Raw genomic sequence first — 18,420 nt, 5'->3', positions numbered from 1 at the left:
AACTGTAAAAAGTCTATTATTTAGAAACGACTTCTTCACCTTTGTATGAACCACAGCTTGGGCATACACGGTGAGCTAATTTAAATTCACCACAGTTTCCGCACTCTTGAAAACCAGGTACTGCTAATTTAATGTGAGTACGACGTTTGTTTTTTCTTGTTTTAGAAGTTCTTCTTTTTGGTACTGCCATGATTAATCCTCCCTTTTATTCGATTAGACGCATGTATTTCAAAAAGCTTAGCGTGCATGGTTACGATCATCGTATAATTGTTGTAATTTCTGAAGCCTTGGATCGACATTTACTTTTGATTCATCATGAGATGGGTCATTATGCAAATCATCTTCGTCAATAACTTCCCAACCTTGACCACCTGTCAGCATGTCTTCGCTATCATCGGCAACAACGCGCATTGGCTTTTCAAGCATTACGATTTCCTCGGCGATATCTCGGAGGTTAATCATGCCATCCGTTGCAAGATGATAATGCTCATCGTCCTCATCTTCATACAAACCATCTAAGTCAAACACTTCTGTTGTTGATGCATCTAATGGAACATCCACGGGGACTAATGTTCGCGCGCATGCCATAGTATAATTCCCAGTTAAATGCATTTGAGCAACTACTTCGTTGGATTTAACGGTAAGCTCCCCTTCTATTTGAATAGGAGATAAGTCCAAAATATCTAATTTTTGAACAAGATCGTTAAATGTAACGGTTTGACTAAATTTAAAAGGTTGTCCTTGGTATTTTCTTAATTGTGTTATTGACCATTTCATATGGCTTCACCTCTAACAAGCACAAAATTTATTTTAACTTTTGAATCTTAAGTTGTCAAGATTTTTTCTTAACATCTTATGTTCTGATACAATATTTATAATGAAACACGAAAGGATAGAATGCAAATGAAAAGTGTTGCCATGATTACAGAATATAATCCATTCCACAACGGGCATCTCTACCATGCAACTCAAAGCCAACGAGAAGCTAAGGCTGATGTCACTATCGCTGTTATGAGCGGTCAATTTATGATGCGTGGCATGCCTGCTATATTTAATAAATTTAAACGTGCACAAATGGCTACAGTGGCTTGTGATATTGTTGTAGAATTACCTTTACTCGGATCACTTTCATCTAGCGATATCTTTGCTGAAATGGGGATCAAAGTGGCTACGTATATGCAAGCAGATGTGCTCAGCTTTGGTAGTGAAAGTGGCGATATGGTTCAGTTGAAACAAACTGCAGAACAATTGCTTGAACTAGAAGAGACAGACGCTTTTAAACGTGAAATTAAATCTGGTAAAAGCTTTGCACGCATTGCAGGTGAAACTTTAAATACCGACCTTTTAGCAGAACCTAATAATGTACTTGCAATTGCCTACATTAAAAACATCTTGCGCCATAATCCAAAACTTCAGCCGATGACTATAAGTCGCGCGCACACGCACCATCACGATGACCAATTTCAACATGACTACCTAGCAAGTGGTACCGCTATTCGCAAAAGTTTATGCGGTAAAGATGATGTTTGGAAAACGATGGTTCCTAAACAAAATGTTCAACTCATGACGCAACCTTATTGCGACTCAGAACGGTTATTTCAATTGATTAAATTGTCGATATTACAACAATCTCCTGAAAGTTTAAAAAGCATCTATACGATGAGCGAAGGCTTTGAAAATAGATTACATAAAGTCATTACTCAAGTTTCAAACTATGATGAATTGATGACAGCACTAAAAACAAAGCGCTATACTTATACACACATTCAACGTATTTTGATGAATATTTTACTTAACTTTCAATATAGCGATGTCAATCAACAACTCCCCGGCGTAAGAATACTAGCAATGTCTCAAAAGGGGCAACAATATTTAAAGTATTTAAAATCGATTGCCCCTGAAAAACAATTCATTACCAATGTCAATCGTGAAAATGCTTCCCTTTTCAAACATGAAATTAAAGCAACAGAGATATACAATTTATTAACAGACGAAACAATGAATGATTTCAACACACCTGTTTCTATTGCACGATAAAGTTATACGGATGCAAAGCGCAATAGAATCGCTCTTTTACAATTAACTATCATAAACAAAAAGAAAACGTTTTGAATAGCACTATAGGTTCACTTCAACTCAAAACGTTTTCCAGTTTGTTATTAAATTCGTTTTTCAAGGTTGTACTAAGAAAATCATCTTTTCATCATAAACATTGTAAGAACGGATGCTTACGTTGAACAATACACCATTGAACGCAATTGACGTCATATCGTTTTACCGCTTCATTTCCAATTGATTGTATGTTTTTTAATAAATGCTTATGGTTCGACGTGGGTTTTGTTTATTTTCCAAACTTTTTTAATAAAGCTTCTTCAACGTGTTTTGGCACAAACTCCGAAATATCCGCATCGTATTGCGCCACTTCTTTCACGACACTCGAACTTATAAAAGAGTAATCCATAGAACTCATCATATACAGTGTTTCGACTTTATCATTAAGTTTCTTATTCATTGAGGTGATTCTGAGTTCATATTCAAAATCACTGACCGCACGTAATCCTCTAATAATTGTCGTCGCACCAATTTCATCACAAAAATCAACAAGCAAGCCACTAAATGAATGCACGTATACATTTGAAAGATGTTCTACAGACTTTTCAATAAGAGAAACACGTTCCTCATTTGTAAATGTCCCTTTTTTACTACTATTTCGCAACACACAGACGTGTAATTCATCAAAACGGCCAGCACTTCTTTCTATGATGTCTAAATGGCCTTTCGTAATGGGGTCAAAACTTCCAGGAATGACTGCTTTTGTATTAACCATGGTTATTTTCTCCTCTTTTCAAAACACAAGTATCTGTCAAACCATAATGATAACGTTTAACTTCTTCAAATAGTGACGTATCAATTGATTCACGGTGACTATATTCACAAACAATCATACCATTTTGCTTTAATAAATTAAATTCATGAATTTTTTGAAGTGCTTGATCAATAAGTCCCTTTTCATAAGGAGGATCTAAAAAAATCACATCAAATTGAATTTCTCTTTTAGACAAAGCTTTCAAAGCACGATCTGCACTATTTTTGTAAACTTCTGCCTGTTGTGTTAAACCTAATTTGTTCAAATTTTGATGTATAATTTTTACCGCTCGGATGTTTTGATCAACAAAAATAACTTGATCCATACCACGAGAAAGTGCTTCTATCCCTAAACTCCCACTCCCCGCAAACAAATCTAAACCTAAGCCGGAGACTGAGTGAAGACTATTAAATATTCCTTCTTTCACTTTATCCATCGTAGGTCGTGTATGACGCCCTTCCAATGTTTCTAAAGGCTTACTTTTATGTTTTCCTGCGATGACCCGCATTGATTCACACTTCCAATCTGATTTCATTTTTAATATACTTTGATTTATAAGGAGGATATCATCATGCAACAATCTTTTATCGTATTAGGACATGGTCTTACCGACCTTTATGAGTTTAAAACATTAATTCAATACAACTATGAACGTATCGATCGTATTGTTTTCTTTCATACGCCTAAGTCAGAAAAACAATTAACATCTGTCGCTATGATTATGCAGCCTACTGAAGGGCGTAAATTTCAAGCGATATATATGATGTTGGATGCAGTACGTTATCCATATCCAGAGAGCAATAAAAAATATGAGCTGATACAATCATTTGCCAAACCCTACAATATTGAAATGGTAGGTATTGACGTGCATGCACCTGATGATTATCCTGAATTAGCATTATATTTTAATTATTTAAAAAGTGTATTACGATTACAAAATTGGATCCCTCATTTAGAATGACATTATTCGTTCACTTCTTTTGAGTATTCTCTTTTTAAATACTTATAAGGTGAGCCAACAACTCGAGTCACATATTTTAGTTTCATTAATTTTGTCACAACTTCATCTACACGATCTTGGCTGACATACATAGAAACGTATTGTTCTTGCGGATTACTATAAACGATATGGCCATATTTTCTAATATGACGTTCATGTTTCATATTTTTTAAATAAATAATAATCTTTTCACGTTGTATGATATTCATATTTTCACCTCAATCTTTACAATAGTATCGTACCATGAGACGGGTCATCCGAAAAGTAGCTTTAAAGAATCTATCATCCGATGGGAGGAAAGTGGAATGACGCAATCACGACGTTTGATTACTCGAACTCTATTAAGCATCACCTCACTCATAGGCGGTGCCGCTTTTATTAAACATTATAAAAAAGGATCGGTGCATCGACAAATCCCTGAATTTTTCCAGCATCCTGCACCCTATATATTTAGCCATCGTGGCGGTATGGCTGAGCGCCCTGAATCGACTATCCTTGCTTTCGATCATTCGGTTGAAATGAATCTTACAGGATTTGAAACAGATATTCGCATATCTAAAGATGAAAAAGTGATTGTATTTCATGATGCTGATGTCAACCGCACAACAAACGGTTCAGGTTACGTTCGTGACCATACTTTAGCTGAATTAAAAGCGCTTGATGCAGGTTATCGTTTTAAAGATTTGAATGGTAAAAAACCTTACCAAAACCATCCAGAAGCCAAAATTATGACGATGGATGAACTCTTATCTCGCTATCCTAATCAATTGGTCAATATTGATATTAAAGATCATCCTCAGAGTTACGAAGGACAAATTGCTGCCCAACGCTTATATGAGACAATCAAGCGAAACCACGCAGAAAAACGTGTCTTAGTAACCAGCTTTTATAAAGTGCAAATCGAACGTTTTTACGATATCAGCCGTGGCGAGATTGCAATTGGTGCAAGTCAAGCTGAGGTAACTGACGCAATTTTAAAATTATATTTAGGACTACATGCTTGGTACCGCGGACGCGCACAAACGTTTCAAATGCCTACTGATTTTCATCGCATTCCACTCGTTCAGCCAAAATTGATTAACTGGCTCAACCAATCTCATATTATCCCTGGCTATTATGGAGTCAATAGTGTGGATGCAATGCACGACCTTGTAGAACAAGGTGTGCATACGATTGTTACTGATCGCCCTACGATTGGACGCCAGTTTCTCACTGCTTATCGCTCCAACATCTAGAATTCATCGCACACATCAACCTAACGCAAAAAGCCAATTTAAGCATTAAGAAAAACGAATTTCTTAACATGTTTAAATTGGCTTTTGCTATTGCGCATTATTTGATGCACTTTTTATTTAATACCTACTTAAAGTTGCGGATGACATTGACAGCTTGCACCTGTCGCACAACCGCCTGTAGTCAAAGCTTCAAATAGCGGTGTACCTGCATCAATCTTTACATTTTCTGAAACACTGGTTCCAATAATCGTTACAACTTCATCTAAGAGTTGCTGTAACTCTGTTTCAAATCTTTTAAAATTAACAACACTTTTATGCATTTCGTACGCTTTTTTAAGGCGTCTTGTTTGTCTCATCACTTCTTGATAATCAGGATGATAGCGACCAAAACGTTGAACTTCATCATACTTCACTTTACTTTTTAAAAAATCAGCATATAAGCTTTGCGCAACTTGATCGGATTCCAGAGATGATTTTGCCTTTTGATAAGCATCGAAAGCTTCTGAAGCTTTAATTTTATCAGCCAATTCATCAGCTTGATCTAAAACTGCCATGAGCGCTTCATCGTACACTTTCTTCATCACCTTTCTCTAAAAATATTAATAGATAATATTGTTGTTCGACTTCACCACCCATTTCTTGATATTTTTTACTTAACATCCGGGAGCGGTGAACATCTGAATTAATCCAACTGTGGACGAGTGAAGGGACATCGTTGAAATTATAACCTACATTTTGCGATACAGATTGATAATGTATATCTGTTTTATTAACAAGGTCGTTTAAGTTACTTTCTGTAAATTCTGCATTAGCAGCATCTCCAGAATTAAACAAATCAACAGTTGCAACATCTTCTAAAGTCTGATTCACTTTTAAAGGTTGTCGTCCATTGAGTTTACGAATTTCGTTGGTTAACTCATACAATGTCAATCGTTGGTTCACATTTTGATCTGAAGGCTTATCTTTTGCGTTCTCCTTGTCTGTTTCTTTAGAGCTACTATTGTTTTGGGCATAAGGGTTGATATCTGCTAATGCTTCTTTGTCGAGATAGCGAATACCGATAACTTTATTTCTTTGTTGATCAATAAAGACTTGCGCATAAATATTACCAAATTGAATAAGAGACTGTGTTTTAATGTCTTTATCAGATAACTCATAATGATAATTTTGATTTTTTACGGTAAATTGAGGCTCAGTATTGATTGAATATGAATTAAAAAGGTTCGACGCGGTATCATTGATTTTGATAGGCCCCGTTTCATTTTGAGATTTTGCCCCCGTCACATAAACCGATTTCACTTTATTGTGTTTTGTTAAAAACAACATATAGCGGTCGTCATCTTTAAAAACAAAACATTTATAATCTTTCTGATACGAATAGATACGATCCGCGATACCGTAGCGATCCATTACATGCTGAATTGGCTTACCCATTAGAGTTCCGACGCCAGTCGTTAATTTTGGATTTTCACCTTCATTTTTTTTAATATGCGGCGTCTTTTCTTTCTTTGTCGTAGTAGATTGATTCGGATTTTCTAGAACATCAAATTCTAGCTTTGGCGAATAAAAAAGATACACTAAAAACCCTACTAACAATAAAACTGCAACTACTTTTAAAACTTTACTTTTCATTGTATCCTCCCTTCACCTATGCTTGTCGTCTGAGCAACGAACGTTGTCATTTTGTATAATCCATAATGTTTGAGAAACGCATTCTTAATACTCCAATGATTAATTTGAACTAATTGGGTTCAAAACAAATATGTTAATGAGTTAAGAAACGCCAATATTCATTAGACGTCTGTCACTCTCTAACATATCACTAGAGTCATAAACTTGTATTGATTAACGTATGACTTTACTTCCATTAAATGTATATTAATTTATCATCGCACTTTTTATTCCATCATTTCAATACCTGAGTCGTTTAAAAGTCAATCGTATTTATTTTAACAAAACAATACCCTTTGTGAGAAAAAATTAACCCCGGGTCAATTGCATTACTTGATGCTTGTGTATCAAATTTGAAAATACGTCTCATTCGCCATAGTCTAAATATATGATAAAAAGAGCGGAACAGAAATCTAAAGTCACCAAGTAGATTTCGACGCTCCGCTCTTCTAAAATAACGCGATTGGTCTTAAAGAGGCTCAATCCAAATATTTAAAACCCAAATGTTGCTTTAATCAGAGAAGTTGTTTCTCCACCAGGATAAAGAACATATAAAAGAATATAAACAGCTACACCTGTAATTGCGGTAAAAAACCAAACTACCGATGCAATAGGCCCCACTTTTCTATGTACATTGTATTTGTCTCTTAATCCCGTAATAATTTGTACTAGCCCTAACACACCACCAACTGTGGCAAGTGTAATATGAAAAACTAGAAAAATTGTGTAATAAACTTTGACGGAAGCAGGCCCACCAAAAGCAGTGTTACCGATAAATATCGTACGACTCGCATAAATTAGAAAGAACGTCACTGCAAACACTGCTGCCCATAGCATTGTTTTTTTATGCTGCTCGATGCGACGTTTCCATATCAAGCGCCAACCTATCGCAACTAGTATGGCACTGATAACAATACACGTCGTACTTATTGTAGGTAAAATAGGTACATTCATGATATTCATTCCTCACTCGTAATCTTTTTAAATCATTTTAATTAAAGAGATAACGACAACAAGAGCAAAAAACAGAACGAGGTAATTTAAAGAATAGATAAACATCTTTGTTGCCCATTTTGTTTGATTCGTTGACGTTTTAAAACTTGTCAATCCTAATAATATCCACCCGATATTCAATAATGATGCTAAGACAATAAATACACTACCTAATTCGTGCATTAAGAATGGAAGTGGCAAGAGTAAAACCAACCACAAAAACATACCTAAACGTGTACGCTTAAATCCTTTAACAGATGGCAACATAGGAACTTGAGCCATCACATATTCATCTTTACGCTTAATTGCGAGTGCATAAAAATGAATAGGTTGCCAACAAAATACAACTAAAAATAATGCCCACGCCATCATACTAAGTTCGCCGTTGATTGCAACCCAACCAATTAAAGGTGGTACCGCTCCGGGAAAACTACCAATGACAGTATTCCATGTTGTATGACGTTTTGACCATATAGAATAAAATGACACATAGCCGACAATACCTGTTAAACCAATCACGCCAGCCGGCATATTAATCATAAACAATAAGATTTCACCAACAATCATCATTCCAAAACTTAATAGAAGTAACTGACGGTCTGAAATGCGATCGTTAACGGTCGGTCTATTTTGTTTACTTGGCATCACTTGGTCGATATCTTGGTCATAATAATTGTTAAGTGCACATGCGCCTCCCATTACGAGTGTTGATCCCAACATCATAATAATAATTTGTGGAATAGAAGCTAAAAACGCATGATGAGACATCACAATCGCTAACCAAGCACCCGCAAATGAAGGAATTAAGTTGCCTTGGACAAGACCTAACTTAATGATTTGTTTCAGTTCCTTGTAAGTGATGCGGCCGGAAGTGTGTGATATAACTTCTGACTTTGCCATCAATTCCCCCCCTTTTTCAAATAACATATACACCAATGATATATGAAAGGCGTAAGAATGACCAGTTTAAATAAGAAAAATTTGTGACACTTTATCGACATTCTGAAAAACTTCACTCTAAAAACACATTTTTATGAAAGCTTTTTGATATAATGACAGTAATGTAAATTAATAAAAATGATTTACTATTTTATGTAATAGTGGGGTGTTTGAGATTGTTTAATAAGCGAAACCTAAAGTGGCTAGCTGTCGTATCAACATTGATAATGACTTGGGTTCAACTTGGTGGTGCACTCGTTACAAAAACGGGCTCAGAAGACGGATGTGGATCTGACTGGCCACTATGCCATGGTGCTTTCTTGCCCCAAAATCTACCTATAGATACCATTATTGAATTGAGTCACAGAGCAGTATCTGGTTTATCAGTGATATTTGTGACATGGCTCGTCATTACTGCTTGGAAAAATATCGGTCATATTAAAGAGGTAAAACCTTTAAGTCTTATTAGTATCGGTTTCTTACTTATTCAAGCTTTGGTAGGGGCTGCTGCTGTCGTTTGGCAACAAAATGATTATGTTTTAGCACTACATTTTGGTATTTCGTTAATTAGTTTTTCATCAGTTTTTGTTTTAACATTAATTATTTTTGATTTAGACCAAAAATATGAAGCGAATAAGGTACATATTAAAAAGCCACTTCAAGTATACACTTGGGTGATGACTATCATTATTTATTTAACGATTTATACAGGTGCACTTGTACGACACACAGATTCTAGTCTCGCATACGGTTCATGGCCTGTACCATTTAATGATATTGTCCCACATGATGTACATGATTGGGTACAACTCGCGCATAGATTTATGGCACTGATTGCCTTTATCGCAGTGCTTGTCGCTTACATTCATGCGGTCAAATATTATCCGAATATCCGGACAATCCAATACGGGTACACTGCAAGTTTTATACTGATTATTTTACAAGTAACAACAGGGGCGTTATCTATCGTTACAAATGTTAATTTAATCATTGCATTATTCCACGCCTTATTTATCACGTTGCTCTTTGGACTAATCAGTTATTTCCTACTACTTATACTGCGGTCAAATCGCGGAGAACAATAGCACAAATATGCATCTAATCATTTTATTTAACATAAAAGCTAATTCCCTTTTTAAAAGTTGGGAATTAGCTTTTTTATTGTAGAAATCGCTACAACTCGAATTATTTTATGATTCTGCTTCTATCTCAATAAGTAAGTCTTGAGATTCAATACTGTCATTCGCTGAAACATGAATTTTTTTGATTGTTCCTTTAAAAGGTGCTTGAATCGTTGTTTCCATTTTCATAGCTTCACTAATAATCAATGACTGTCCTGCCTCAACTTGCTCACCTTCAGCTACTTTAACTTCTATAATTGTACCCGGCATCTGTGCACCAATATGTGTTGGATCTGCTTTATCCGCTTTCGGTTTCGCTAGATGAGAAGCTTGAATGTTTTCATCTTTCACTTGAATACGGCGTGCTTGACCATTCATATCAAAGAAGACAGTTCGTACACCATTTTCATCAGGATTTGTAATTGTTTTAAGTTGGATAATTAAAATTTTACCTTTATCAATCTCGATTTCTATTTTTTCATTATCTCTCATACCAAAGAAGAATGTTGGTGTATCTAAAATGGCAACATTACCAAACTGCTCATATGTTTTAACATATTGCTCGTACACTTTTGGATATAACGCATAGCTAATGAGGTCTTGCTCTGTCACCTTTTCTTGTTGCTTTTCCTGCAATTCTTCACGAAGTGCATCAAAATCGATTGGCTCTAAATATTCACCAGGACGCTCAGTGAGTGGCGCTTGTCCTTTCAATATAACACGTTGTAAATCCTTATTGAAGCCGTTAACAGGTTGCCCAATCTCACCTTTAAAAAATGACACAACAGATTCTGGAAAATCTAATTTATGTCCTTGAGCAACAACATCTTTTTCGTCCAATTCATTTTGAACCATATAAAGCGCCATGTCACCGACTACTTTTGAAGATGGCGTTACTTTAACAATATCGCCAAATAAGAAATTCACGCGACGGTACATGTCTTTCACTTCACTAAAACGTTCACCTAAACCTAAGCTTTTAGCTTGTTGACGAAGATTTGAATATTGACCACCTGGCATTTCATGTTGATAGATTTCCGTATGTGGCGATTTCATATCACTTTCAAAATCACTATAGTATGGACGTACTGCATCCCAATAATGAGAAAGTGTTTCATGACCTTCGATGTCCATGCGAATCTTACGCTCAAAACCACTCATTGCGTAGTAGATCGAGTTACTACTTGGTTGACTCGTCAAACCTGACATCGCAGCAACCGCAGTATCGATAATATCTACGCCAGCATCAATAGCTTGCTTGTATGTTAAAATACCGTTACCACTTGTATCATGTGTATGCAAATGAATAGGAAGATTAACTGCTGCTTTCAGTTCACCAATTAACTCGTAGGCAGCTCTCGGTTTTAGTAAGCCGGCCATATCTTTAATGGCTAACATATGGAAACCTTCTCTTTCTAATGTCTGTGCCATCTTCACATAATAATCTAACGTATAAACATCTGAACGTTCTGGGTTTAAAATATCGCCTGTATAACAGATTGTCCCTTCTGAAATTTTACCTGCTTTTTGAACCGCTTCATTCGCAACTTTCATTTGCTCTACCCAGTTAAGTGAGTCAAATATTCTAAACACATCTATACCCGCTGCAGCACTTTCCTCAACAAACTTTTGAATGACATTGTCTGGATAATTTTTATAACCTACAGCATTTGACGCACGTAATAACATTTGAAATAGGACATTCGGTATCGCTTTTCTTAATTTACTTAAACGTTCCCACGGATTTTCTTTCAAAAAGTTATAGGCTACATCAAATGTAGCGCCGCCCCACATTTCAAGTGAAAAATTATCTTTCATCACATTGGCTGTTTCAGGCGCAATTTTCAAAAGATCATGTGTCCGCACCCGTGTCGCTAATAAAGATTGGTGCGCATCTCTAAACGTCGTATCTGTTAAAAGGACTTCATCCTGCGCTTTAACCCAATCCGCAACAGCTTGAGGACCTTTCTCATCTAACAACTGTTTCGTCCCTCTTAACTGAGCAATCGCTTTCGTATCCGTAGTAGGAATATCCGGGTGTTCAAAATTTGGTTTTGGTCGTTTCTCTACATTCGGAAAACCATTTATTGTGACATTTCCGATATATTCTAATGTTTTTGTCCCTCTGTCACGCGAAGGTTGAATCACAAATAACTCTGGTGAAGCCTCAAGAAACTTAGTTGTGTAATCGCCAGAAGCAAATTGAGCATGATTAATGACATTACGCAAAAATGGGATATTCGTTTTTACACCCCTAATACGCATTTCTTGTAATGAGCGCTCCATCTTTTCTCGTGCTTCCTTATAACTGATGGCGTGTGTTGATACTTTAACAAGCAATGAATCATAAAAAGGCGAAATTTCTGCACCTTGGAAGGCATCACCTGCATCTAAACGAACACCAAAACCTCCACTTGAGCGATAAGCTACGATGCGACCCGTATCAGGCATAAAATCTTGAGTAGGATCTTCAGTTGTGATTCGACATTGTATTGCATAACCTAAAGTATGAATCTCGTCTTGGCGTGGCATTGCAATCGCTTCATCATGTAGAGACTCACCGTCAGCAATCAAAATTTGTGTTTTAACGATATCCACACCTGTAATCATTTCAGTAATTGTATGTTCAACTTGTACGCGTGGGTTTACTTCTATAAAGTAAAAATCATCACCAGAAACTAGAAATTCAACGGTTCCTGCATTGACATATTTAATCTTTTTCATTAAATCGACTGCCGCATCACAAATACGCATTCTTAATGCCGTCGGTAAACTTACAGAAGGTGCCACCTCTACCACTTTTTGATGACGACGTTGGACTGAACAGTCTCTTTCATATAAATGAATGATATTGCCCGCTTCATCACCAATAATTTGAACTTCAATGTGTTTTGGATTATCAATAAACTTTTCAATGTAAACTTCACTATTACCAAATGATTTTTCAGCTTCGGATTTGGCACGTGTAAAGGCTTCTTCAAGTTCAGATGCTTCCTTTACAATTCTCATACCTTTACCGCCGCCACCGCTTGTCGCTTTAATCATTAACGGGAACCCTGCTTCTTCTGCAAAAGCTTTAGCTCGTTCAAAATTGTCAACCGGGCCATCCGTTCCCGGTATCACCGGTAGCTCTGCTTTAATGGCTGTTTCACGCGCTTTAACTTTGTCGCCAAACATATCTAAATGTTCGAGGTGCGGTCCAATGAAGATAATATCTTCTTCTGCACATCGTTTTGCAAAATGCATATTTTCACTTAGGAAGCCGTAACCTGGATGAATTGCATCAACATCTGCATCTTTTGCCACTTGAATGATGCGTTCAATATTTAAATAACTTTCTGATGGACCAAGATCTTCGCCAACTAAATACGATTCGTCTGCTTTATATCTATGTAATGAACCCATATCTTCTTTCGAATATATTGCAACCGTCTGAATGCCTAACTCTGTTGCCGCTCGGAAAATGCGAATAGCGATTTCACCACGATTAGCTACTAATAGCTTATTGATGCGTTTCATTTTATAAGCCTCCTAAATAGTTCGAAAATTCTAAAAATACAATATTAATTATAACAAAAATAGCTCGGTATTTTAAAGAAACAAGTTTAAAAATCATTTGTATTTTAAAATCAACTATCAGAATGATGATAAATAAAACTTATCATTTACAATAATTTATACAAATGGATAAAGTCATTTTATCTGTTATCGAGATCGATGTCAAAAAGAAAAGTGATCTCTCATGACGTTTGTCATTGTACAAAGCTGTTCAAGATATAAAAAAAGTGCATAAAAACGAAATTTAAAATAAAAATTCGCTTTTATGCACACAAGCTTTTAAATTTGTGAAATTCTTTGAGATGACTAGATTTTATTTTGTTTTTCATAATAACGTTGCTTGGCATCGTCGTATTTAATTTGTTTTGCAACAATTAAAAGTAATCCCATCGCAGCACTTAAGCTGAGCATAGATGAACCACCAAAACTAATAAATGGAAGTGGCACACCTGTTAAAGGAATTAATCCAGAGATACCACCTAGATTAACAAATGATTGTAAAGCAATATAACTTGCAATACCTACACAAACCAACTTATAGAAATATGATTTTGTTTGTGATGCAAGTTCAAAAGCGCGATAAACGATAAAGAAAATCAAACCGATTACTAAAAAGGCACCCACAAAACCAAGCTCTTCACATATAATTGCGAATATAAAATCAGTATGGGGTTCAGGTAAATAACCTAGTTTCATAATACTATTTCCAAGGCCTCGACCAAACAAGCCACCGTTACCAATTGCTAATAGTGAGTTAGAAAGATGGTAACCTATACCTGATTCATAGTTGAATGGATTTTCTAACGCGCTAAATCGTGCCGTCAAGTACGAAGGTAAAACATTAATTCTAAAAATAACAATAATGATAATGACTACAATTAATGCTCCTAAAGCGTAAGAACCAATCTTAATTAAGTTTTTGACACCGATACCTGAATAAACGATAATACTAAAAAATATAGCACCTGTAAGTAACGTTTGACCTACGTCTTTTTGTAAAAGGACGAGACCTAAACAAAAACCTACAAACAGGATTGGCCATAAAATAACTGAAGGATTGCGCTGAATTTCGAAACGCTTTCTTTCTATAATATACGGAACATATAAAATAATAGCGATTTTTAATAACTCAGAAGCTTGTAAATTCATAAATCCTAAATTCAACCAACTTTTAGAACCGTTAATTTCAGATCCAAATGCAAGTGTCGCAAAAAGTAAGAAGATAATCATCGCCATCATACCGAGCTGTACATTACGTTTTTTCAAGATTTTAACATCCATAATGTAAGCCATGAAGAATACAATACTAAAACCCATCAATACGTAAATAATCTGTCTCGTATAAAAATATGTTCCTGCCACCGGTCTACCGCCTGTTAATGTTCCTCGCGTCGCAGCCACCATACTTGCACTGTACACCATTGTTAATCCAATAAAGCAGAGTACAAGATATGTAATTAATAATGGAAAATCGATATATTTAGAGGATCTCAAAATATATCGAAATAATCTTTTCATATTATTCATATGTTAATTCATCCAATTCCTCGCACTTACAATGCGAAAAACGTGCTACACTTTTGTACCGATAGCAAACGTTAGACACGTGTAAATGCTTCGTGTAATTTTGATAACTCTTTTTCTAAACGTAACATTAGCTTTTTGCCATCTTCTTCACTCACAAGGCCAAGATTGACTGCAAAATCAACTTCTTTTTGTAAGCCGTACATTTGTGTATCTAAAACTTCCTCATATAAAGGACATTGAGGTAATGTTAAATTATCTATTTGAACTTTAATTAGTTGCAAAATACGTTCTGCGTCTTTATTCAACTGTTCATATGCAACATTGCTCATATGTTGTTGCTTACTCATGACAGCGTCCCCCCCATAAATTTTCTTTGATAGTAAAAATTTTATCTTATCGGATATTAAAAAGCAAGTAAATTTAGTATGCCTCATTCCTAAGTATGATAAAATGAAATTAGCTAAATTGAGGGAGTGTTTAACAATGATTCAGATTAAAGGTGCTGTTAAATTTCCAATCACGCTTGATAGTACGACTTGGATTTTTGACGATCGAAAAGTAACATTAGAAGATTTAGAAAAAGGCGTCTTTGAAGGTCAAAAACCGATTCAATTTGATGATAATAGAGAGTGGAATCGAGCTATATTAGAAGGCCAAACGAATCCCCCTACATTAAATTCTGAGATTGACTATAAAAAGCGCGCTGTGTTACAAGGTTCATTTGCTATTAATATGACACCTTTTTTCAAAAATGCAGAGCCGCTTAAAGAGGCTACTATTATTCGTCTGTCTAATGCGGAATCTCATATCGATATCCCTTTTGAATTTCTACCATATCTCTTTTTCCAATTTGCCAAAGAAGGCAAACGTTTATATGAAGATAATGGCGTCGATAGCTTTGTTTATACAGTAGAAGATGGCTATCAATATGAATTCAAGCATGTGACTCATATCGAGGTGCGTTAATTTGTGGAAAGTGAAATGTGTGATATGTGATACTGAAGTTTTATTGGATGAGCATACACGTTTAGCAACACGATTGAAGAACAATCCAATTAAAACATTTATGTGCGATGAATGTAAAAGTCGCTTAGATACACCTAAACAACGACCAATTTCATCACCTCACACGCAATCTTATCATTCAAAATGAAAACAAGAGCTTGAGACAAAATTGTCTCAGGAATCGATGAAATCAGAGGTTTTCGTAAAAAACGAAAAATCTCGGATTTTTTCCTTTTATCATCAGTTTAGCCGCACTAGATGCGACTAATTTCCTTAAATTTAATGCCATGAGGACAAAGCCAAACTCTCGTTTGACCTTATTTATCCCCCGCACGGACATTCGATTGAACACCAAAATAGCTTTCATAAATCTAAAAACGGGTTCTACATCAATTTTTCTTTGATTGTAGATTTTTTGTGTTTCTGGTTTAGAAAGCTTTTGATTAATTTGAGCTTTAAAGTACTCCCAATTATAATTTCTCATGATTTTTTTATTTGCTTTTGAATTAGATTTCATACACTGATTTCGAAGTGGACAAGCTGAACGGTTGATGGTTTTATAGGAAGGTGTTTGACGTTGAGAAAGCCACATCATGCGAAGACTATCATGAAGTAATCTTTCGATCTTACGTCCAGAGAAAACAGATTGTGTGTAGGCATATAGAATGATTTTTAACATCATTTTAGGATGGTAAGCAGTCGAACCACGATGGTGTTTGAATCCCTCGAATTCAATATCTGGTATTGATTCAACGATATCATTGACATGTTGGGATAAATCATTATCAGGAATTAAAATAGATGTTTCTATTGGTAGAGTTAATTGAGACATATTATAATCTTTTTGCATAAGGCACCTCGTTAATTTAGTTTTTGTTGTGATGAATTAAATTATACGAAAGTGCCTTATTTTTTTAAGTATAATGGTGAATGATTACATATATAAGCGAAGTATTTATAGCGAGACTCCTGAGGGAACAGGACGAGCCGAAGACTACAGGCTGAGGCTGTCCCCTCGGAAAGCGAGCCTATATAATACGAAGCATGATAATAAAAAGGAAGCTCGAAGACGATTTTTTTCAAAATCATCTTCGAGCTATTTATTTTGGTATTTATGTTCCAGACTCTTAATTTATATCGTTTAAGCTTCTTCTTTTTTAGGATATGGGTAAAAACCTGAAGCAAATGCTTCCCATAATCTCTCAGGTAATTGGTGTTTATCTTCACGTTCTGGATCGAAATATGAAATGATTTCGTCCGTTTGACCAGATTTAATTTTAGAAATATATGCTGGATCGAATAATAATTCACGTCCAAGGCATACTAACGGAACGCCTGTATTCAACGCATTTACCGCATCATCAGCAGTAAAGATGGCGCCGACACCAATTAATGGCATACGATTGTTAATCCAATCAAGTAATAAGTCGATACGTTTTTGACCTTTATACTTACCTTCGCGTGTTACTGAGTGAATATCCATCAGTGAAACGTGGAGATAATCAAGTGGTTTTTCAATTAACTCACTCACTAAGCGTTGTGTAAGTTCCATTGAAATTCCTGGGTCTTCCGCTTCCTCTGGTGAAAAACGATAACCTACAATAAAGTCATCTGGTGCTTCTTCATTAACGACACGTAATACTTCATTAACTACAGCCATAGGAAAACGAAGAGGCTCGCCCCACTCATCTTCTCGACGATTATAAAATGGAGATACAAACTGATGAATGAGATAGTGATTCGCACCATGAATTTCAACGCCATCAAATCCAGCTTCAATAGCTAGCGAAGCTGCTTTACCATAATCAACAATTGCTTGTTGAATTTCTTCAACAGTCATCGCACGGACTTCGTGTGGCTCTTTGTGACCAAAACCACCTGTTGAAAGTGCACTAGGTGCTTTCACATCGCCATTAGGAACTAATTCTGGCAAAGCTTTAGCGCCCCCGTGGTGAATTTGGATGACTGCTTTAGCGCCTCCTTTTTTCATTGTACACGCAAGTTCTTTCAATCCAGGTAAGTCTTCTTTTTTCGACACTGATGGTTCACCTGGAAATGCTTTACCTTCAATGTTGATATAGCTTGCAGCTGAAATAGCTAAGCCTACATCTTTAGCTCGAGGTTCAATATAACCTAACTCTGTAGAAGACGTTGTCCCATCATCATTTGACAATGTATGTGTTAACGGTGCTAAGACAAAACGATTTCTTAATGTGCTTCCGTTAGGTAATTTTAGTGACTCGAATAATGGCTCAAACTTTTGCTCCATTTTAACTCCTCCTCAAATGTGTTTCGAACACATTTTAATACAAGGCGGATTATAAATAAAATAAACAGCTTATATTAAAACAAATTTACTCTTATTTAAAAAATTCGCTCTTTTCAATTAATCAAGTACATTTAGTTAACAATGCAAACACAATAACGACTGTAAAGAATTTCTGTGGGTGCTTTTAACCTATAATAAAAAGAGCGAGACGTTAAAATCAAATTGATTTTTTGTCT

The 18,420-nt window shown here is 35.7% G+C and carries 20 protein-coding genes; 6 read left to right on the top strand and 14 right to left on the bottom strand.

The genetic code is table 11. The annotated features are described in order from the left end of the window. Positions 1–16: 16 nt before the first annotated feature. Positions 17–190: a 50S ribosomal protein L32 gene (gene rpmF / locus HMPREF1208_RS02610; RefSeq protein WP_016424794.1), complete on the bottom strand. Its 174-nt coding sequence runs from the start codon at positions 188–190 to the stop codon at positions 17–19. 47 nt (positions 191–237) lie between these two features. Then, positions 238–777 carry a YceD family protein gene (locus tag HMPREF1208_RS02605; RefSeq protein WP_016424793.1) on the bottom strand — a complete coding sequence of 180 codons (540 nt, stop codon included), beginning with the start codon at positions 775–777 and terminating at the stop codon, positions 238–240. Between the two features lie 126 nt (positions 778–903). Between HMPREF1208_RS02605 and HMPREF1208_RS02600 the strand changes: the two genes are divergently transcribed. Then, on the top strand, positions 904–2,037 hold the full coding sequence (locus tag HMPREF1208_RS02600; protein ID WP_016424792.1) for a nucleotidyltransferase: 1,134 nt from the start codon (positions 904–906) through the stop codon (positions 2,035–2,037). Positions 2,038–2,341: 304 nt separating this feature from the next. Here the strand turns inward: HMPREF1208_RS02600 and coaD are convergent, their stop codons facing one another. Together coaD and rsmD are read right to left on the bottom strand one after the other, a co-directional pair. Then, on the bottom strand, positions 2,342–2,827 hold the full coding sequence (gene coaD, locus HMPREF1208_RS02595; protein WP_016424791.1) for a pantetheine-phosphate adenylyltransferase: 486 nt from the start codon (positions 2,825–2,827) through the stop codon (positions 2,342–2,344). Beyond that, positions 2,820–3,374 (bottom strand): 16S rRNA (guanine(966)-N(2))-methyltransferase RsmD, encoded by a 555-nt coding sequence (gene rsmD, locus HMPREF1208_RS02590; RefSeq protein ID WP_016424790.1) that lies wholly within the window; start codon positions 3,372–3,374, stop codon positions 2,820–2,822. Before rsmD ends, coaD begins: the two co-directional genes overlap by 8 nt. 63 nt (positions 3,375–3,437) lie before the next feature. Here rsmD and HMPREF1208_RS02585 point away from each other — a divergent pair, with 63 nt between their 5' ends. After that, positions 3,438–3,827, top strand: coding sequence for a DUF7147 family protein (locus tag HMPREF1208_RS02585; RefSeq protein WP_016424789.1), 390 nt, complete (start codon positions 3,438–3,440; stop codon positions 3,825–3,827). Between the two features lie 2 nt (positions 3,828–3,829). Here HMPREF1208_RS02585 and HMPREF1208_RS02580 read toward each other — a convergent pair whose 3' ends face one another. Then, the gene (locus tag HMPREF1208_RS02580; RefSeq protein WP_016424788.1) at positions 3,830–4,075 is read right to left on the bottom strand and encodes a YlbG family protein; all 246 of its coding nucleotides are present in this window, start codon (positions 4,073–4,075) and stop codon (positions 3,830–3,832) included. A gap of 96 nt (positions 4,076–4,171) precedes the next feature. Here HMPREF1208_RS02580 and HMPREF1208_RS02575 point away from each other — a divergent pair, with 96 nt between their 5' ends. Further along, complete coding sequence (locus HMPREF1208_RS02575) at positions 4,172–5,101, top strand: glycerophosphodiester phosphodiesterase (RefSeq protein ID WP_016424787.1); 930 nt, start codon at positions 4,172–4,174, stop codon at positions 5,099–5,101. A 128-nt stretch (positions 5,102–5,229) separates the two neighbouring features. Here HMPREF1208_RS02575 and HMPREF1208_RS02570 read toward each other — a convergent pair whose 3' ends face one another. The 4 genes from HMPREF1208_RS02570 to cyoE all read right to left on the bottom strand — a co-directional run bounded on the left by HMPREF1208_RS02570 (position 5,230) and on the right by cyoE (position 8,665). Next, a complete protein-coding gene (locus HMPREF1208_RS02570) occupies positions 5,230–5,673 on the bottom strand; it encodes a YlbF family regulator (RefSeq protein WP_037559097.1) in 444 nt (147 codons plus the stop codon). Continuing rightward, on the bottom strand, positions 5,663–6,733 hold the full coding sequence (locus HMPREF1208_RS02565) for a CAP-associated domain-containing protein (RefSeq protein WP_016424785.1): 1,071 nt from the start codon (positions 6,731–6,733) through the stop codon (positions 5,663–5,665). The genes HMPREF1208_RS02570 and HMPREF1208_RS02565 overlap by 11 nt, the downstream gene beginning before the upstream one ends. Positions 6,734–7,264: 531 nt before the next feature. Then, positions 7,265–7,726, bottom strand: a complete 462-nt coding sequence (locus tag HMPREF1208_RS02560; RefSeq protein WP_016424784.1) for a DUF420 domain-containing protein — start codon at positions 7,724–7,726, stop codon at positions 7,265–7,267. A 27-nt stretch (positions 7,727–7,753) separates the two neighbouring features. After that, positions 7,754–8,665, bottom strand: coding sequence for a heme o synthase (cyoE, locus tag HMPREF1208_RS02555; protein ID WP_016424783.1), 912 nt, complete (start codon positions 8,663–8,665; stop codon positions 7,754–7,756). Between the two features lie 215 nt (positions 8,666–8,880). On the opposite strand from cyoE, the gene HMPREF1208_RS02550 reads away from it, so the two are divergent. Continuing rightward, positions 8,881–9,789, top strand: coding sequence for a COX15/CtaA family protein (locus HMPREF1208_RS02550; RefSeq protein WP_037559095.1), 909 nt, complete (start codon positions 8,881–8,883; stop codon positions 9,787–9,789). A 105-nt stretch (positions 9,790–9,894) separates the two neighbouring features. Here HMPREF1208_RS02550 and HMPREF1208_RS02545 read toward each other — a convergent pair whose 3' ends face one another. From HMPREF1208_RS02545 to HMPREF1208_RS02535, 3 genes are all read right to left on the bottom strand, one after another. After that, positions 9,895–13,344, bottom strand: a complete 3,450-nt coding sequence (locus HMPREF1208_RS02545) for a pyruvate carboxylase (RefSeq protein WP_016424781.1) — start codon at positions 13,342–13,344, stop codon at positions 9,895–9,897. 345 nt (positions 13,345–13,689) lie between these two features. Continuing rightward, positions 13,690–14,910, bottom strand: a complete 1,221-nt coding sequence (gene ftsW / locus HMPREF1208_RS02540; protein ID WP_016424780.1) for a cell division peptidoglycan polymerase FtsW — start codon at positions 14,908–14,910, stop codon at positions 13,690–13,692. Positions 14,911–14,981: 71 nt separating this feature from the next. Beyond that, on the bottom strand, positions 14,982–15,257 hold the full coding sequence (locus HMPREF1208_RS02535) for a YlaN family protein (protein ID WP_016424779.1): 276 nt from the start codon (positions 15,255–15,257) through the stop codon (positions 14,982–14,984). 136 nt (positions 15,258–15,393) lie between these two features. On the opposite strand from HMPREF1208_RS02535, the gene HMPREF1208_RS02530 reads away from it, so the two are divergent. Further along, complete coding sequence (locus HMPREF1208_RS02530; RefSeq protein ID WP_016424778.1) at positions 15,394–15,876, top strand: hypothetical protein; 483 nt, start codon at positions 15,394–15,396, stop codon at positions 15,874–15,876. A gap of 1 nt (position 15,877) precedes the next feature. Beyond that, positions 15,878–16,063, top strand: a complete 186-nt coding sequence (locus tag HMPREF1208_RS02525) for a DUF2197 domain-containing protein (RefSeq protein ID WP_037559092.1) — start codon at positions 15,878–15,880, stop codon at positions 16,061–16,063. A gap of 42 nt (positions 16,064–16,105) precedes the next feature. Here HMPREF1208_RS02525 and HMPREF1208_RS11730 read toward each other — a convergent pair whose 3' ends face one another. Together HMPREF1208_RS11730 and HMPREF1208_RS02515 are read right to left on the bottom strand one after the other, a co-directional pair. Beyond that, positions 16,106–16,765: a transposase gene (locus tag HMPREF1208_RS11730; RefSeq protein WP_016424777.1), complete on the bottom strand. Its 660-nt coding sequence runs from the start codon at positions 16,763–16,765 to the stop codon at positions 16,106–16,108. 291 nt (positions 16,766–17,056) lie between these two features. After that, the gene (locus HMPREF1208_RS02515) at positions 17,057–18,184 is read right to left on the bottom strand and encodes an NADH-dependent flavin oxidoreductase (RefSeq protein WP_016424776.1); all 1,128 of its coding nucleotides are present in this window, start codon (positions 18,182–18,184) and stop codon (positions 17,057–17,059) included. Positions 18,185–18,420: the final 236 nt, after the last annotated feature.

The sequence above is a fragment of the Staphylococcus sp. HGB0015 genome (assembly GCF_000411275.1).
Lineage (GTDB): Bacteria > Bacillota > Bacilli > Staphylococcales > Staphylococcaceae > Staphylococcus > Staphylococcus schleiferi.
Note: the sequence above shows the minus strand (reverse complement) of the source record. Positions and strands in the feature narration are given on the sequence as shown.

Excerpts from the sequence above, each read along its gene's own strand:
- HMPREF1208_RS02605 (WP_016424793.1), bottom strand. The coding sequence starts at position 777 with ATGAAATGGTCAATAACACAATTAAGAAAATACCAAGGACAACCTTTT.
- HMPREF1208_RS02565 (WP_016424785.1), bottom strand. The coding sequence starts at position 6,733 with ATGAAAAGTAAAGTTTTAAAAGTAGTTGCAGTTTTATTGTTAGTAGGG.
- HMPREF1208_RS02535 (WP_016424779.1), bottom strand. The coding sequence starts at position 15,257 with ATGAGTAAGCAACAACATATGAGCAATGTTGCATATGAACAGTTGAAT.
- ftsW (WP_016424780.1), bottom strand. The coding sequence starts at position 14,910 with ATGAATAATATGAAAAGATTATTTCGATATATTTTGAGATCCTCTAAA.
- HMPREF1208_RS02575 (WP_016424787.1), top strand. The coding sequence starts at position 4,172 with ATGACGCAATCACGACGTTTGATTACTCGAACTCTATTAAGCATCACC.
- HMPREF1208_RS02600 (WP_016424792.1), top strand. The coding sequence starts at position 904 with ATGAAAAGTGTTGCCATGATTACAGAATATAATCCATTCCACAACGGG.
- HMPREF1208_RS02515 (WP_016424776.1), bottom strand. The coding sequence starts at position 18,184 with ATGGAGCAAAAGTTTGAGCCATTATTCGAGTCACTAAAATTACCTAAC.
- HMPREF1208_RS02585 (WP_016424789.1), top strand. The coding sequence starts at position 3,438 with ATGCAACAATCTTTTATCGTATTAGGACATGGTCTTACCGACCTTTAT.
- HMPREF1208_RS02560 (WP_016424784.1), bottom strand. The coding sequence starts at position 7,726 with ATGAATGTACCTATTTTACCTACAATAAGTACGACGTGTATTGTTATC.
- coaD (WP_016424791.1), bottom strand. The coding sequence starts at position 2,827 with ATGGTTAATACAAAAGCAGTCATTCCTGGAAGTTTTGACCCCATTACG.
- rsmD (WP_016424790.1), bottom strand. The coding sequence starts at position 3,374 with ATGCGGGTCATCGCAGGAAAACATAAAAGTAAGCCTTTAGAAACATTG.
- HMPREF1208_RS11730 (WP_016424777.1), bottom strand. The coding sequence starts at position 16,765 with ATGCAAAAAGATTATAATATGTCTCAATTAACTCTACCAATAGAAACA.
- cyoE (WP_016424783.1), bottom strand. The coding sequence starts at position 8,665 with ATGGCAAAGTCAGAAGTTATATCACACACTTCCGGCCGCATCACTTAC.
- rpmF (WP_016424794.1), bottom strand. The coding sequence starts at position 190 with ATGGCAGTACCAAAAAGAAGAACTTCTAAAACAAGAAAAAACAAACGT.
- HMPREF1208_RS02530 (WP_016424778.1), top strand. The coding sequence starts at position 15,394 with ATGATTCAGATTAAAGGTGCTGTTAAATTTCCAATCACGCTTGATAGT.
- HMPREF1208_RS02580 (WP_016424788.1), bottom strand. The coding sequence starts at position 4,075 with ATGAATATCATACAACGTGAAAAGATTATTATTTATTTAAAAAATATG.
- HMPREF1208_RS02545 (WP_016424781.1), bottom strand. The coding sequence starts at position 13,344 with ATGAAACGCATCAATAAGCTATTAGTAGCTAATCGTGGTGAAATCGCT.